The organism is Sporosarcina sp. FSL K6-1540 (assembly GCF_038620285.1).
In the GTDB taxonomy this organism is placed as follows: domain Bacteria; phylum Bacillota; class Bacilli; order Bacillales_A; family Planococcaceae; genus Sporosarcina; species Sporosarcina psychrophila.
The window spans coordinates 2,302,531-2,318,847 of record NZ_CP152018.1 but is presented as its reverse complement, the minus strand read 5'-3'; the positions used below and the strand labels follow the sequence as shown (position 1 = coordinate 2,318,847).

The 16,317-nt window shown below is 36.6% G+C and carries 19 protein-coding genes; 3 read left to right on the top strand and 16 right to left on the bottom strand.

The annotated features are described in order from the left end of the window. Positions 1 to 92: 92 nt before the first annotated feature. The 4 genes from MKY15_RS10770 to MKY15_RS10755 all read right to left on the bottom strand — a co-directional run bounded on the left by MKY15_RS10770 (position 93) and on the right by MKY15_RS10755 (position 2,009). Positions 93 to 530: a DUF3888 domain-containing protein gene (locus MKY15_RS10770; protein ID WP_342539674.1), complete on the bottom strand. Its 438-nt coding sequence runs from the start codon at positions 528 to 530 to the stop codon at positions 93 to 95. Positions 531 to 791: 261 nt separating this feature from the next. Next, the gene (locus MKY15_RS10765; protein WP_187046625.1) at positions 792 to 1,247 is read right to left on the bottom strand and encodes a hypothetical protein; all 456 of its coding nucleotides are present in this window, start codon (positions 1,245 to 1,247) and stop codon (positions 792 to 794) included. A 195-nt stretch (positions 1,248 to 1,442) separates the two neighbouring features. Further along, positions 1,443 to 1,589, bottom strand: a complete 147-nt coding sequence (locus MKY15_RS10760) for a hypothetical protein (RefSeq protein ID WP_340766270.1) — start codon at positions 1,587 to 1,589, stop codon at positions 1,443 to 1,445. Between the two features lie 279 nt (positions 1,590 to 1,868). After that, positions 1,869 to 2,009 carry a hypothetical protein gene (locus tag MKY15_RS10755; RefSeq protein WP_187046623.1) on the bottom strand — a complete coding sequence of 47 codons (141 nt, stop codon included), beginning with the start codon at positions 2,007 to 2,009 and terminating at the stop codon, positions 1,869 to 1,871. Between the two features lie 375 nt (positions 2,010 to 2,384). Here MKY15_RS10755 and MKY15_RS10750 point away from each other — a divergent pair, with 375 nt between their 5' ends. Next, positions 2,385 to 2,822, top strand: a complete 438-nt coding sequence (locus MKY15_RS10750) for a hypothetical protein (protein WP_342539673.1) — start codon at positions 2,385 to 2,387, stop codon at positions 2,820 to 2,822. Positions 2,823 to 3,434: 612 nt separating this feature from the next. After that, positions 3,435 to 4,304, top strand: a complete 870-nt coding sequence (locus MKY15_RS10745; protein ID WP_187046621.1) for a cation diffusion facilitator family transporter — start codon at positions 3,435 to 3,437, stop codon at positions 4,302 to 4,304. A gap of 151 nt (positions 4,305 to 4,455) precedes the next feature. Here the strand turns inward: MKY15_RS10745 and MKY15_RS10740 are convergent, their stop codons facing one another. Continuing rightward, positions 4,456 to 4,782 carry a YnfA family protein gene (locus MKY15_RS10740; RefSeq protein WP_067205681.1) on the bottom strand — a complete coding sequence of 109 codons (327 nt, stop codon included), beginning with the start codon at positions 4,780 to 4,782 and terminating at the stop codon, positions 4,456 to 4,458. A gap of 408 nt (positions 4,783 to 5,190) precedes the next feature. Between MKY15_RS10740 and MKY15_RS10735 the strand changes: the two genes are divergently transcribed. Beyond that, on the top strand, positions 5,191 to 5,478 hold the full coding sequence (locus tag MKY15_RS10735) for a phospholipase (protein ID WP_342539672.1): 288 nt from the start codon (positions 5,191 to 5,193) through the stop codon (positions 5,476 to 5,478). A gap of 391 nt (positions 5,479 to 5,869) precedes the next feature. Here MKY15_RS10735 and MKY15_RS10730 read toward each other — a convergent pair whose 3' ends face one another. The 11 genes from MKY15_RS10730 to MKY15_RS10680 all read right to left on the bottom strand — a co-directional run bounded on the left by MKY15_RS10730 (position 5,870) and on the right by MKY15_RS10680 (position 16,011). Next, positions 5,870 to 6,535, bottom strand: a complete 666-nt coding sequence (locus MKY15_RS10730) for a TIGR04104 family putative zinc finger protein (protein ID WP_342539670.1) — start codon at positions 6,533 to 6,535, stop codon at positions 5,870 to 5,872. After that, complete coding sequence (locus MKY15_RS10725; RefSeq protein ID WP_187046620.1) at positions 6,522 to 7,058, bottom strand: sigma-70 family RNA polymerase sigma factor; 537 nt, start codon at positions 7,056 to 7,058, stop codon at positions 6,522 to 6,524. The genes MKY15_RS10730 and MKY15_RS10725 overlap by 14 nt, the downstream gene beginning before the upstream one ends. 292 nt (positions 7,059 to 7,350) lie before the next feature. Then, positions 7,351 to 7,764 (bottom strand): GNAT family N-acetyltransferase, encoded by a 414-nt coding sequence (locus tag MKY15_RS10720; RefSeq protein ID WP_187046619.1) that lies wholly within the window; start codon positions 7,762 to 7,764, stop codon positions 7,351 to 7,353. A gap of 429 nt (positions 7,765 to 8,193) precedes the next feature. Further along, positions 8,194 to 8,481, bottom strand: a complete 288-nt coding sequence (locus MKY15_RS10715) for a hypothetical protein (protein ID WP_342539669.1) — start codon at positions 8,479 to 8,481, stop codon at positions 8,194 to 8,196. A gap of 28 nt (positions 8,482 to 8,509) precedes the next feature. Beyond that, the gene (qoxD, locus tag MKY15_RS10710) at positions 8,510 to 8,791 is read right to left on the bottom strand and encodes a cytochrome aa3 quinol oxidase subunit IV (RefSeq protein ID WP_067205671.1); all 282 of its coding nucleotides are present in this window, start codon (positions 8,789 to 8,791) and stop codon (positions 8,510 to 8,512) included. 1 nt (position 8,792) lies between these two features. Beyond that, positions 8,793 to 9,389, bottom strand: a complete 597-nt coding sequence (gene qoxC, locus MKY15_RS10705) for a cytochrome aa3 quinol oxidase subunit III (protein WP_067205669.1) — start codon at positions 9,387 to 9,389, stop codon at positions 8,793 to 8,795. Beyond that, complete coding sequence (gene qoxB, locus MKY15_RS10700; RefSeq protein WP_342539667.1) at positions 9,376 to 11,334, bottom strand: cytochrome aa3 quinol oxidase subunit I; 1,959 nt, start codon at positions 11,332 to 11,334, stop codon at positions 9,376 to 9,378. Before qoxB ends, qoxC begins: the two co-directional genes overlap by 14 nt. A gap of 59 nt (positions 11,335 to 11,393) precedes the next feature. Then, positions 11,394 to 12,320 (bottom strand): cytochrome aa3 quinol oxidase subunit II, encoded by a 927-nt coding sequence (gene qoxA / locus MKY15_RS10695; RefSeq protein WP_342539666.1) that lies wholly within the window; start codon positions 12,318 to 12,320, stop codon positions 11,394 to 11,396. An 817-nt stretch (positions 12,321 to 13,137) separates the two neighbouring features. After that, positions 13,138 to 14,004, bottom strand: a complete 867-nt coding sequence (locus MKY15_RS10690; protein ID WP_342539664.1) for an aminoglycoside phosphotransferase family protein — start codon at positions 14,002 to 14,004, stop codon at positions 13,138 to 13,140. 153 nt (positions 14,005 to 14,157) lie between these two features. Next, positions 14,158 to 15,111, bottom strand: a complete 954-nt coding sequence (locus MKY15_RS10685) for an alpha/beta hydrolase (protein ID WP_067205660.1) — start codon at positions 15,109 to 15,111, stop codon at positions 14,158 to 14,160. A 246-nt stretch (positions 15,112 to 15,357) separates the two neighbouring features. Further along, on the bottom strand, positions 15,358 to 16,011 hold the full coding sequence (locus MKY15_RS10680) for a SprT family zinc-dependent metalloprotease (RefSeq protein WP_187046616.1): 654 nt from the start codon (positions 16,009 to 16,011) through the stop codon (positions 15,358 to 15,360). Positions 16,012 to 16,317: the final 306 nt, after the last annotated feature.

Genomic DNA, 16,317 nt, shown 5'->3' with positions numbered 1-16,317 from the left:
GAAGTATTTAACTTCATTACTCAATAAGAAAAAGCTACCGTGTAAAGGCAGCCGATTCTTGAACTAAAGCATCCGTTATTTTTACCACTGATTTATTTTACATCGAGGTTAAATTCATCCTCTGGCAAATCTCCCTCTTTAATTTCTTTATGTTGAAAATTAAGCACTTTATATCCTGGAATTCTAAAAGTGATGGTTTCAAGACCATAAGGAGGCATGATGGCTCTTTGATAGGTTACTACTTGTACCGTTACATCGAAATTATCTTCTGCTTCATTTTTCGTAACCTTTGTTATCCTTGGCAAAAAGTATAACCATATTTCACCATAATAATCTTTTATTGAGTTAGATATTTCTCCTGACATGGATCTTAGAAAGGCTTCCTCAATTAGCAACTCCCTGGTTATCCTCTCGGTTGCATTTGTTTTTGTTGCATCTTCTAATAAATTCTCCTTTGTTCCCTTCGGTAAAATTCCATGGGCATCTGTTGGCAATAACAACATACAAAAGATAAAAATTATTTTCCGCATCTATTCACCTACCCTGTTTAAAGGGTATTTTCCCCGGATGTTAAAATAAAATTCATGTGTACAAAACTGCTCCGCTAGATGAACAAAAAATGAATATATTACAATTTGAACATTGATATATCGACAATGCACGTCGTTTTGACATAACACTTGTTCACGGAAGTAGTTAAATCCATTACTCAATAAGAAAAAGTTGCACGGTTACTAAAACTATTCGAGACATTTCCGATTAGGCTTACTTTCAATAACTTCCCTTGTTATTCATTTTTTCTTGGTCCAAAAAGATATAAACCCTATAAAAGATAACAATGCTACAAATGTCCATATATTAAAGAAAATATTGTTCGAAAATTGACTAAGCAATCCTACCTCCATATATGGGTGATTTGTATTAATATAATTCCGGTATATTGTTGCTCTATAAAAAGTAATCACCCCAATAATAATGAAAACAATTAAGTAACTATACTTGAACCATTTCTGCTTTGTTAACGAAAGGATTTTATGAAGTTTCTCGAATACAAAAATCAATGAAAAATAGAAATAGAAAATAACTGGACCTGGAGCCATAACAAAAAACAGAGCTGCATTACCATTACCACCACCTAATAAATCATTTGTGGGGTCAAATGGAACAGTTAATCTATGTGCAAAGAAAAACGCAAAAGCAGTAATTAATCCAGAAATAAAAATGCTAATAGTAAATAGTATCCTCATACCCCTATCTCCCTCCAAAATATAGCGTTCTGTTTCATTTATGAATTGGACGTATTCGTTACAATCATTGAACGGGCTTGCATAGTCCACACGCATCAGGTTAACATAACGCCATTTCTCGGAAGTATTTAACTCCATTACTCAAAAATATAAAGCTACTATGAAAGGCAGCTATATCTTCACCAAAGCCCACCGTTATTGCAGCATATTAAATACTAAAGCAATTAGATAAAGTGGGACTCCGACAATTAACATTCCAGCAATTAGATAACAAATACTCGTAAAAATAAACTTAAAGAAATCATAGATAGCTCCAGCTAAATCGTCAATAAACCTTGTCATTTCTACCCCTCCATAATCTGTCCTGTTATTTGAACATTTTCCCACATGAAATAATTATGATCCCACAAAAGACAACAAAGCAAAATCAGATGAAATAATCTTACAAAACACAACTTCATTTTGAAGTATTTCTACTTTGTCCCACGCAACAATAATATCTGGTTTATAAGCGTTCGTTTTAAAATAACCAACTAACTTCATACAAGCTATATAAGATACACGAATTAATATTGAACCAATAATAGCCTGAAGAACCACCTTCACATTGACAGCTGCTTCTCAACTCACACCACCATAATAATCCATATTCTTCATTTCACTAACTTGTCCCTTAGTTACATAAGAAACTGGAATAGCTCCATAAGATCTAACTGAAAAACATCCATTCAATCGCTGAACGACTTTGTATACACCATTCACAATAGGTTGACATCCCCCTAATTGATACTCCATTACTCAATTAGAAAGAGCTGTAATTAAAGGCAGCCTAATCTTCACTAAAGCAACCCGTTAGCCTGACTCCAACGACCACGATACGTAAAGCGCTTTCGGGAGATTAATCCCACACTAGTTTTTGCACCGGCATTGCCTATATTTTCTGAAGGATGGATTTGATTATATTTCCATTATACCATTCTCAACAAATAGACTTTCTCGAATTATCTGTTTCCTTAAGCGTTGTTGCTTTAGGGATGATTTTTATTATGTTTATATTTTCTGATATAATAGTAATGTAAACAATCCAAATGATTAATTCGCTATATCTCATATTATGTATTAGGTGGTGATTAGATTTTGAAAAACATTTCTTCGTTAAAAGGTCTTATTTTCGGTGTTCTATTTTCATTCGTTACTGCATTGTTATTTATGCTAATAGGACAAACGTTGGCTGGTGGCATAACTTTATTCAGGGGTGAAAGTTGGTTATATTTCTCAGTGATAATTCCTTTCGCAATTACCTTTTCAGTGTTAGGAGGATATTTTCACAATAAAAACGAAATCTCCAACAAAAAACTTTGGCTCTTAAGCCTTCTAAGTGCATTTCTTGTAGCTTTATATAGCGGAACGATAGGCGCAATTTTTGGCGAAACTATCGTTAGAGGTGGCATGAAAACGATAAACGTTGAAGGTACATTGATTTGGGGTACAATATATGCTTTCATTTTACTTCCAATTACCACACCATTCGCAAGATTACTGATAGGCATTTTGCATAAAATTATCAGAAGATAGATAAATTAAACATATTTCTCAAATGAACTAAAACATTATAATGCTACTATGCAGTTGAGCGATTGGATTGCTGTTTTATAGTTTGATCCATTTTTTTGCTGTATTAAAAAGTCCAATTCCGATTCCTTCTAAAATACTCTTTGCCTTGTCATCTAGTATTCCTCATCTCTTGAATAGTCCACATATAATACCTACATCGACAGTCTTCCATTTATACCTGCTTATCCAACGGACACAATGTTTGAACTCTACGAGAGTGGGTGGGTATGATAGGTTCATTTGCCTGATGCAATAACCGCTTCAGCCTTTCAATGTAAATCGTACCCACAGAGGCTCCATTTCTAAATACCTCACCTTATTTAGCTGAAGACAACCGACTTTTCTTACAGGTTAATATCGAGCTATAATTACCTTCATCTGCTACTATATATATACGTCTAAACTTAGTGAGTGATAACTGTGCCCCAACTTGGATTTAACTCAAAATTATATTTCAAAACCCAAAACCCTCGACTGGAATCAGTCGAGGGTTTTTGTTGCGTAAGGGAAAGAATTCTCCTAGTTATGCTCAATTTATGAATCATGTTTTGAATTCGATAGGGGGGCAAAAAAATGGAGAATCAAAAGTATAATAACCTTAAGTTAGGAGAACGTGGAGCAATCATTAGCATTATTGCTTATGTTTTTCTTTCTATCATAAAGTTGGTTGTTGGATATATGAGTGACTCTGCCGCATTGAGGGCAGACGGACTAAACAATACAACTGATATTGTCGCATCAATTGCTGTCCTTATCGGACTAAGACTTTCACAAAAACCACCTGACAAGGATCATGGTTACGGTCATTGGAAAAGTGAAACAATTGCCTCAATGGTCGCTTCATTCATTATGCTAGCAGTTGGTATTCAAGTATTGAATGAGGCAATTACCTCCATGTTTCAAGGAGGCAAAGAGACCCCTCATATTGGCGCCGCTTATGTAGGTGTTTTTTCTTCAATAGTTATGTATTTTGTCTACCGTTACAACAAAAAACTAGCCGAAAAAATTAATAGCAAAGCGGTTATGGCCGCTGCAAAAGATAACATTTCAGATGCCTGGGTAAGTATGGGAACGGCTATAGGTATATTTGGTTCACAATTAAATATGCCATGGTTGGATACGCTAACTGCCATTACTGTTGGACTATTAATATGTAAAACGGCTTGGGATATCTTCAAACTAGCTTCACATGAACTTTCGGATGGATTTGATGTAGATAAAATTAAACTCTATCAGGATATAGTCAAAAAAGTGGATGGAGTTCTAGGTATAGAAACAATTAAAGGGAGGTATTACGGAAATAATGAAGTAATAGATATTGTAATTTTAGTTGATTCCTCGTTAAATATTAAAGACTCTCATGATATAGCCAGCCATGTTGAAAAAGTCTTGATAAATGATCATGGTGTATACGATGTTCATGTCCATGTAGAGCCTGAATGAATCTCCCGAGACTGAAGTCACGGGTGTTCTGGGCTTAATCATAAATTAATAATACCAACAAATAAATTGCTATTTCTTCCTCCTCAATAAAAAGCACCTGGCATCCAAACATTTCATAACCATTTGGATACCAGGTGCTATTCGCTATACATTAACTTCTAGGCGCCCATAACATAACGGATACACCAACTATACAAATTGCAGCACCAATCCAATCGTATGTATCCGGCATCTTTTTATCGACGCCCCATCCCCAAAGTACAGATAGCACAATGAATACCCCGCCATAAGCAGCATACACCCTGCCAAAAGTCGGGAAGTGCTGGAAAGTGGCAATCACTCCGTACATCGCTAAAACAAGCCCGCCTATAAGACCCAAGTAAGCCGGTTTACCCTCTCTTAACCACTGCCAAATAAGATAACCTCCACCGATTTCCGCTAGACCCGCAAATAAAAAAAGCAGTATTACTGTAATCAAAATAAAGACATCCTTTCGAAAGTTTAATATGCAGGTTCTATAACCTTTTTATATAGATGAAGTAATCACTAGCAACATGGAGAAAAAAAGCAGCAAATAATCTCCAAAATCATAAAGGTCATAATGATTCCCTTCAAACCCGCTTCGATCCACCCTCTTAGGCGCCTTCGCTCAGTTTTATATATATATTCATATGTTCAATATACTTCGACATTATGCTGGTTGAATTGAAACCCGTTGTCAATGTTTGATTATTAAAGTTTAGGGATGTCTTCATTATACCTCAATCATTCTTTCCTCTTTTGATAAAATAATTGCGAAGTCCGTAGGTAACAGCTTATACATTATTTCGTACCAATGAATAATCTATAGTAAGTAGTGACTTAGCCATCAGAGGAGGTTTTTATATTGTCACGGAGGAGAAATGGAAGATTTCGTTTTTGTATTCTACCAGGCTATAATTGGTGTGGACCTGGCTGTAATGGGCCCGGCGCACCTATTAATGATTTAGATGCAGCTTGTAAAGCACATGATGATTGTTATCGCAGGGATAGAAACCCATGTGAATGTGACCGCGAATTTCTTAATCGGCTACGATCTAAAATAGATCCATGTACTAAAAAAGGAAGACACGCCCGTATGCTTTATAATTATATGAAACTACAAAAGATTTTCACTTGCAACTTTTATAGATAATGAAAGGCGCTTGGTACTAAAGTAATTCAGCATATTTTAGAACTAGGTGCTTTAAATCATGTTTTTTCCGATCTTTTAATTACCAATAAACTCATATGGTACAGTTAGCATTAAAAAAACTAGAAAAATAAGTGAAAATGATGAAGCAGATAGAACCTTTACAGGTTGCTAGTATTACTCAACTTAATATTTACACATCCTATATCTGAAAGGAATTCCATCCCTAAATGTTCCTAGCACTTATGCAAACTTCATTTGCACCACCAACCTGGCTGAAGACAATCTTGACGCTGCAATGGACTTGGTCAAATTGGGCGTTTGCAATTGTTCCGGTACGCTGACACTTCAAAACCCGAATTTGCAGCTGAATTGTCCTGGTGACAGTAATTTATCACCATAAAGGATCATTGATAGGATCTTTCTTCTGGAGTTCCAAATAATATGGACCTAGGCTAAACATGATATACGCAGCACATGAGACATGCACAACAATACCTAGCAATATATTATCAAATAGCTGAGGGGCGATAATCATAAAAGGTATAAATATATTTAACATACCACCTTTTAATCTTGATTTTTTCGTTCGGCACTGTATTTGACCACAGTAAGGACATGTCATTTTTGTGTTTTTCATGCTTTGTTTCAAGGCCTCTCGATAGGACCATTCTTCACCACATTCCACACAAATCGGTAAGCCTTTTCCACTTTTTTGCAAGCGTCTCTTTAACAAGTCCCGCAGAATAATAAAGAAGCTTATGTAGAGTACCGCTTTTGAAAAATCATTAGTAAGCATTGACCAAGTCGTAGTCGTTATAGGTTCAATCGGTGCTGCACCTTGCGCCTTACTTGCAGGTCCCTCCTGTTGCCATAGTAAATAACTGAAGCCTATTGCGAATATCGTGAAAATCGCGAGCACAAATCGATATTGTAAGTTGATGCGTCTCTTGTGGTTGTGTAATTTTGCTTTTGCCTTCGTTGCAATTAGCTGCTTCTTCTCTTTGGACAATGACACAGACTGAAGCTCACGATTTAAATCTTCCTTAAATTGATTCACGGCCTAGTTCCTCCCATTCATAATCAATTATCCGATTTCCCAGTTGCTTTCGCGCACGCTGTAATCTAGTTCTTACCGTAGCTTCCGGACGCTCCAATAATTCCGCGATTTCTACCGTCGTCATCTCCTGAAAATAATAAAGAATGAGCACTTCACGATAGGTGATTGATAATGTAAACAAGGCATCCACTAATTCCTGCTTTTCCACTTTCTCAATTATTGCACGTTCAGGCGTATGAGTAGTGCCTCTCCCTTTAATTTTTTCAAACAGCATGGTTCGCTTGTTCTTCCAACTTCGTAAATAATCATGGCTGCGATTAACCGTCATTTTCACCAAGTAGGTCCTCAGCGATGCCTCCCCCCTGTACTGATCCTGTTTCTCATAGAAGGCAATGAACACGTCTTGTACAATATCCTCAGCGGTTGCATTATTTTTCACGTACAAATAGGCGACACGCAATAAATAATCACCATGTTCGGCAATAATTTCTTCAATTTCCGTCACAACCTCACCTACCTTCATCCTACTGACGCACCCCAAGCCTTTTCCGATTCACTTTTACTAACTTTATTTACTATGCATGTATTTTAAATCCTCATTAGATGCAATTATAGCGCTCTACTTTGGGATAATGAAAAATACCTGGTAATAAACCCAAATGGGATTATTACCAGGTATCTGGGCTGTTCAAATTTACTTTGGGGTAACTCCAACCAGGCAACATGCTCGCAGTAGTGAACAATGAAAATAAGGTGTAGTGGTGCATCTTTTAACAATTCCGTTGAGATTGGACAAATTCCCAAGCGTTATTGGCTTATATTTTCAAACTTCCAGATTGCATTTTATAATTCCTAAAAACCATACCATTTGTCTGCGTCATACCGAACTTATCATAATAAGGAATTAAATCGTCATCACAGCATAGGTCAATCATATAGATGCCATCGAGTTCTTTTAGCATCCGATCTACTAATTCCTTACCTATACCTTTATTTTTGTATTCCGGTAAAACCTCAAGAAATGGAATGTAGGCAGATAGAACTCCATCACTTATCGCTGTAATAAATCCAACTACTTGATTAGTTTGATCATCAATAGCAATAATCACTTCACTGCTTTTCTTTAACAGTAGTAAGTGAGTTTGCGGATTTGGTGGCTTTGGCCAATCTACAAAAAAGCCCTTTAACATATCAGAAGAAATACCATCGAGTGTGTTCTTGTATATCATAATATATCAGCTCCTAATTTATAGTTATTTATTAGATAGATGATATATCTCAAAAGTAAAGTACCAAAAATATGACCTCCAAGCATTCTAAAGAATACTATACAGCAATTATTAAAAGATGCAATATTTAGTATTTTACCTATTAAAGCTAATTCACCTATATATGATGAAATAAAAAAGATACCCGGTCCTAACACAAGTCGCAATTGTATCAGAACCAGGTATCTTACACTATCGATTATTTCATAATTCTTTACTACTACACAAAGCTGGTGGGTACCTTTTATTCTTTCATTATATTATCAACCCTTCACTCTTCGCTAATCTCTAACGGTTTACCTTCTAAAATCTGCTCGACTTCTTCGTAACCAGTTAAAAATGCGAAGTCGTAACGTGCGGGTATTGCAAAAACATATTTTTCATTACGATTTAATTCTTTTGGTCCGATAGGTGCTGCCCTATATGGAACTTCTCCTGCTGTAATGAATCCCATTGCTCTATTGTGAAAATCATAATCGGTATATCTTGACGCGGATTTTCCGAAGTCCACTGAGGATGTCGAATAGAATTCATTGGACCATTTTCAATTACCTCTTCCGTTTGAGCCTGTGAAACCGCCAAGCCCTCCCACTCGTCCGTTACAATCGAATAATCCTTCCAAGTTGCGGGTAATGTAAAATCAAACCCATATTCTGTGTTTTTATAAAGGAGCGCCATTTTAGGCGCTCCTTTTTGATATATTCTGTTACATATCCCAAGCCAAAATTAGTAATGAACCCAAGATGGTAACAAGCGCTATGGCAACTGCATAATAGATATTCATATAAATCGCCTTTTTATCTTCAGTTTCACCAGCATGCATAAAGACAACGAGTTGGACTGCTGCTTGTACGAATGCTGTGACTAAAAGAATTGTCATCCCCACTGCAAATGAAAAATCTAAGAAATAGACAGTCAGTGCAGCTGCAGTAAGAACTAACGAAAAGATAAAGCCCATTACTTGTTTGCGCGGGAATAATTCGCTCATGTTACATCATTCCTTTCAAGTAGATGAAGCTGAAAATAAAGATCCAGACAACATCTAAGAAATGCCAGTAAAGTGAAAAGATAAATGATTTATTGGCTGTCTCAGGCGTCAAACCGCGCTTTTTCACTTGAAGGATGATGAATAATCCCCAAAAGAAACCAAGTGTAACGTGAGCTCCATGTGTCCCTAATGTAGTTAATAGGATAGCTGTGAATGCACTCGTTTGAAGGCCAGCTCCAACATGGACATAATGCGTAAACTCATAAATTTCTACGCCTATGAATGCAAGACCAAGTAGCAAGGTAATCGCAAAGAATGTCATCATTGCATTTTTTTTACCTAGACGCATTGCATGAACACCAAGACCAATCATAAAACTACTTGTTAACAGTAAAATCGTTTCAAAGAGCACTGGAGTGAGTTCAAAAATCTCAGCTCCGGACGGTCCGTTGCCCGTACGATGCTCTAAAATGAAGTAGGTTGCGAAAAGTGTTGCAAACAGCATTACTTCGGCTCCAAGGAAAATCCAGAAACCTAAAATGTTCAATTTATTTTGTTCTGTACCATATTCAAGTGGAAGCGAGTTATCTGTTTTCATCAGCCCGCACCTCGCAATCTTTTTCAGTGTCTTCTACTTCTTGAACGGAAATGTAATGCCCGTGGTCTTTCTCGAATGAACGGTAAGCCAAACACGCAAAGATTCCAATTGTCGCAAGAATTGCAGGAAGCCACATGTTGAATATGAGCGAGAAGCCCCATACGAAGAAAATACAACTCATGATGAACGGCATACCGCTGTTATTCGGCATATGAATCTTTTCAATTTCATCTTTGAATAATGGTTGTCCTTTTTTCTTATGATCCCAGAACGCTTCAATTGAATTAACTTGAGGTGTCTTCGCAAAGTTATACGATGGCACCGGACTGTGAGTGGCCCATTCCAACGTACGTGCATCCCACGGATCTGAACTGATATTTCTTGATGCATAGCGAATGCTGTGATAGATGTTATAGACAATTAAAGCAAAGCCTATCGCCAGTACAATTGCTCCAGCAAAGGACAGTAAATTAAGCGCTCCATACCCCGATGCTTCAGAGTACGTGTACATCCGACGTGCTTGTCCATCCAATCCAGTGAAGAACATTGGGAAGAATGTTACGTTAAAGCCAATCGCGATAAACCAAAATGCCCATTTCCCAATTCTTTCACTTAACATGAAGCCAAACATTTTCGGCCACCAATACGTGAGACCAGCTATCATCGCGAAGACAACACCAGGAATAATTGTGTAGTGGAAATGCGCAACCAAGAACATCGTATTATGGTATTGATAGTCGGCACTGGCCATACCAAGCATTACCCCGGTCACTCCACCGATTGTAAAAATCGGAATGAATCCTATTGTATAAAGCATCGGAACAGTAAATTCAATTTTCCCTTTACGCATCGTAAGCAGCCAGTTAAATATCTTAATCCCGGTCGGAACGGCAATCGCCATTGTCGTGATTGAGAAAATACTGTTTGTCAGTGGACCTTGTCCCATTGTAAAGAAATGATGAGTCCAAACCAAGAATGAGAAAAACGAAATGATTACGATCGATGCAACCATTGATTTATACCCATAAAGGTTACGACGGGAAAAAGTAGAAATGATCTCACTATAAATACCGAATGCCGGCAAAATCAGAATGTAAACTTCCGGATGTCCCCAAATCCAGAACAGGTTCGCCCAGAGCATATCCATCCCGCCATTTGTCATCGTAAAGATATTTGTGCCGAATAGCCGATCCATCGTTCCCAATAGAAGCGCAATTGTCAGTACAGGAAATGCGAAAACGACAATTGCATTCGTGATTAAAGCAGTCCATGTGAACATTGGCATTTTCATCAATTTCATTCCAGGTACTCTCATTTTGAGTATCGTAGTCGTGAAGTTAATGCCTGATATTAATGTACCAATACCGGCAATCTGAATCGCCAGCATGTAATAATTGGTTCCTACAGATTGACTGAAGTCATTCCCTGCAAGTGGGAAATACGAAGTCCAGCCGGCATCAGGAGAGCCACCAACTACGAATGAAATATTGAATAACATCGCCCCCATAAAGAACAACCAGAAACTAAGTGCATTCAAACGAGGGAATGCTACATCGCGCGCTCCAATTTGCAATGGAACAACGAAGTTCATAAATGCATAGATAAATGGCATAGCCATGAAAATGATCATAACAACTCCATGTGTGGTGAAAACTTCATTGTAATGCTGAGCATCTAGCAGCTTGTTGTCAGGTACAGCAGTTTGTGCCCGCATCATAATTGCGTCTACTCCACCACGGAATAGCATTATCAAAGCAGCAATTAGGTACATAATACCGATTTTCTTATGGTCTACGGTCGTCAGCCATTCACGCCATAAATAACCCCATTTTTTAAAATATGTTAATCCGAAGAGAATCGCAATCATGGTTAGGCCAATGGCAACCATTGATGCGTAAATCGCAGGACTTGGATGTGGAATCGCAAAACGATCAAAGTACTCCATACTTCTATGACTCCTCTCAAAAATTAGACTCTATATGCAAAGTGATTTGTTTGGAAATTTTAATGTTGATGTTCCATGTCTGATCCACCATCAACATCGGTAGATTCGTCTTTTTTTGCTTTATCATCGGAATTACTTGATCCATGTTGATGTCCCCCATGCTCCCCTTCTGGAGCCGGTGAGAATTCCAAGTGAGTTTTATTAAACGTTAATTGGCCAAGATGACCCGGTTCTAATAACTCTTCAAATCTCTCTTCAGTAAGAGTATCCGCAGTCGCTTTCACTTCTTCTACCCATTTATCGAATTCCGATTCAGGCATCGCTTCCACATGGAATATATTCTCAGCGAACCCTTTACCGCTAAAGTTTGCATTTCTCCCCATGTATTCTCCCGGAACGCTAGCTGCCAAATGTAACGTGGTCACCATGTCCGACATTGCATATTTTTGTCCGCCAAGTTGTGGAATCCAAAAACTCGTGATGGGTCCGTATGAGTAAAGTCTAAATTCCAACGGTCGATCTGTTGGGATATACAAATAGTTAACCGTTTCGATATTTTCTTCCAGATAACTGAAATGCCATTTCCAGTCAGAGGAAGATGCATAAACAACCAATGGCTTTTGACCTTCATAACCCTTTGGTGTCGCCTCAACTTCATAAGTGGATTTGACAGTGATGATTGAAAGGAAAATGATAATCAGAACCGGAATACCAACAATAATCGCTTCAACCACCGGATTACCTTCGATATGTGGGGGCTCATAATCTGCGCTCTGTTTCGACGCACGATATTTTATTACGATGTATGCCAACATACCGAAAACCACGACCACAACCAACGCCATGGTAGCAATCGATATCCAAATAACATTAGAAATCGTTTCAGCTTGCGGCCCTTTTGGATCCATAACCATTACTGGTTCACAGCCAGCTAACACTGCGATAATACTGATAATCAAACCTAAAAAAGTCCATTTCATTCTCATGAAGGTACCCCTTTCTTTTACTCTATAAGCTTTAGTAGCATAATAAAAAAACATATTAGTCGGTTACTCTCACAACACATTTTCATCTTATTATAATGAAATACTAAAAACAATTACCTAAAGCGAACTTCATCAAAACTTCATCAATTCTTCACCGAAAGGCTAGTAATTACGTCACAAAACGTTCAACAAGTTCACTTTTCGTTTATATAAAAATAATGAATACCTTATTATTATTAAATGTGTTATAGTCTGATTACTGAAAAAATATGTTATTCACCCCTTATTAATTCAGGCTTTTCTCACCTTACAAATCCTGAAAGAAATAATTTAATTAAAACCCGTATTGGAATCAATTACATTCGTATTCAATTACTCGTTACCACACAAAAAACACTTCTTTCTAGAATGCATTTTCGTTTCACATTATTAATAACATGCCAAACATCAAATCAATTAATAATAATTTGAGTACCGAGAGGATTAAGTGATTTGTTATTGAGTCGAATACTGGACACAAAAAAGGTACTAGGTTAAAAACAATTGGGAATTGTTTTTAACCTAGTACCTTTTGCAATACATGAATACCCAATAAACCTTTACCCCAGTTATAGTAAAGAGATTATTTTTAATGGGTTTGATTCCTTATTAATCTATAATTAAATCTCCAACCATGTAACGCATTCAACGTGCGCTGGGTGCTGACGGTAGAATAAATTAAGATGTAACTGTATTCATTTCTAGAGCTACATATCTAAATTGACATTCGTTGCGTATGACATAATAAAAGGAAGGGGAAATAATCATCCCCTTCCTTTTATATAGTAAACTCAAATTCTTTTAAAGAAGGATTATTTGTCACTAAACCTTTTACTCTTTCTATTGTATTAGAATCTTTGGGTACCCCACCACTTCTATTAAGCACGAGCCACCTGAGACAAGCCAAGGCTTCAAAAACTTCAAGTTCCTTCTGCTGAATATCCTTTTCTAAAAGATAAGCAGAACGAAACACATAAGCATATCGCTCTGAGACATATATTTTCAGTAAAGTAAGTGACCACGCAAAATCATATCTCGGGTCCCCTAATTGCCCATTCGTCCAATCGATTACAGTATACTGGTCATTTTCCTCCATAATGTTATTCACATGAAAATCGCCATGAATAATATGTTCTTGCCTTATTTGGGTTGTTTGTACAAGAGAAATCAATGCTTTATATATGTCAGAGTGTTCTCTTACTCCAGGAAAAAAATAGTCAATGAAATCGTACTTTGGAAGTTTTATATTTCCAATCTCTTTAACGGGAATTTGATGTATTTTTGATAAGATGTTTGCAATCTTTGTCATTTTCTTTTCGTTTGCTTTAAGCACAGGTATTCCGTCAAATGTTGTTAACAACACCTTATCTCCGTTTAGATTTATCCCCCAGCCTAATGGTTTAGAGACTGATAATCCTCGTTCCAATAGGACATTCAATAATCGATATTGAAAACTAATATCGGGTTTGGAACTCTTACTCCACACTTTCAATACAAAGCTATCTTTACCTGAACATATCTTCATGACTTCAGCTTCAAATCCATGTTCCATTGGGTGCATGGTTAAGGTGTCTCCTTGAATTAATAGATCATCTATAACTTCATTTTGTTCTACCCAATCCACGATACCTAAAGGGTTTCCCAATAATATTCCATCTCCTTAGTGAAAGATACAAACTGCCCAAACAACTCGAAATACCTTTTTACATTTTCACAAGCACTATATTTCAATTTACTACATCTTTTTTCTCCTATTCACAACTACGTGACACCAGTCAATAACGCGATTAAATATCCCTTAGCACAACAAAGATATATTGTCATCTAACTGTTTTACAGCTCTGCTTATAGTATCTATAACTAATTCTGGGTTTTCTAAATGTATTGAATGATTGTTGTTAGTTTTAATTTGCACAGTATTATTTGTCAAATTACTAAGAAGTTTTTGTTGGTTAATCCAAATTGGGTCTATATTATTAGAACTTAAAATTGTTACGGATAAGTTTAAATTCAGTGGTTCGGACTTTTTAAGTTGCATAGCAGATTTTTCGCTATATAGAAATTCCTTAAAAACAGCTTCATAAGATTTTGAACGGTATCCTATATACTTAATATACTTCTGATATGGTTCTGGAAGTTGTTTTCTTCCAACAGGAAGTTTTAATAGTTTCGGAAGCCCTAAACCACTGGTGAGATAACCGAACTTGAATAACTTGAGATTTTTCTTATGCATTTTCCTTCGAACAGTGTCCCATTCAGCACTCAAATATCTATTTTCATGAACAGAATCAATTAAGATTAAAGATGCTACCTTATTTGGATATTTACTAGCAAATAATCGCATATTTAAACCCCCAAAGGAATGTCCTACTAAGATATATGGTGGATTTATTTGAAGTTTCTCTAAAATCTCCGATAAATCACTAACAACATCTTCGCTTGTGTATGCTTTCTCTATTGCAGTGCTCCAACCATATCCTGCTCTATCAAATGAGATTACCCTACAAAACTTAGACAATTGAGGCTGAATATAATACCAATCAATTGAACAGCAACTTAACCCCGCGTCTAATATTACAGTACATTTAGTCTCTTCACATTCAGAAACAACAGTATGAACTACCCTATCTTTTATATTTACTAAATCACCTATTTCTCTTACCCTATTCTTCTTATCAAAATACATGTTTGCCATTACAAACGGAAAACCTACTATCTCTAATGTGGTCTTAATGATTTTTTCAGTTTTCATGTCTTCCCACCTTCCCATACAAGGTAAATAATACCATAAACTAATTTAAATTCGCAGAAAACAATGCGAGTTTGATAAATTGGTTAAAATCCCCTGGATCCGTTCACCTCTTCCAATTTAACCAAATTGAAGTAAGTTGTGACCTCAACCATCGGGGAACTACAAGTAAAACATCACCAAGAACAATAGAGAATACGTTTTCGAACACAAAAAAAACGATCACATTTCGAAATGTGATCGTTTTTATTAAAGTGACATTGAATACCCATGCCTCGCCAAATACTCTTCCTTCTCTTTATAATCCGGCATAATACTTCCGACACGTCTCCAAAATGAGCGATCATGATTCATATGAAGTATATGACAAAGTTCATGGATTATCACATAATCGATGACTTCAACCGGAGCCATAGCTAGACGATAATTAAAAGTTAGCTTTTTATCCGAACTACAACTACCCCACTTGGCTTTAGACTCTACTATTTCGATGATTTTAGGCTTTACTTTTAGTTGTTTTTGATATATTTTTATCCGTTCTTCTATAATCGTCCTACAGCTGGCGATATAGAACTTCTTGAGATTTCTTTTAAGTACCTCTTCATTTAACTCACTACTATCTATTAACTCATGAAGAAAACGGTCTTTCCCAAGGTATAAAAACTTCCCTTGAGCGTGATACTCTCTTGCCTTAGGGGCTTCTCGAGCTACTTCAATTTCATGTATTTTCTCTAGTATCCTTTTCCCTTTGCTCTCAATGGCACTGACAATCATTTCTTTACTTGTGTCATTTGGAGCTTTAACAGTTATGAAACCAAACGAATCTATCTGAATCGCTAGCTTCTTCCTATTTCCATACTGAACATTAAATTCTATAATTTCATTTTCAATTTCAACTTTCATAACTAACATCACCTTTATACATTTATTCCTAACTCTTGTTTATTAACTAATCCGCTGTTTTCTTTCTATTCTTAGCCACAATCCATCGATTCGCTTCCTGATACATTCATCTTAGTGTGTATTAACCATTCTGGCAACAAACGCTACGTGTACAACTACTTTTTGGGACGAAAGAACAGCGGTTCTTCTTATCTGGATATAATCCGCCAAAGATACAATTTTGGCGGCTGAAACTTTCTTTATGATTTTCTCTTTTTTAATAGTAAAGAAGTGTCACTTTCTATTAGGCATCACATGATTAGATGC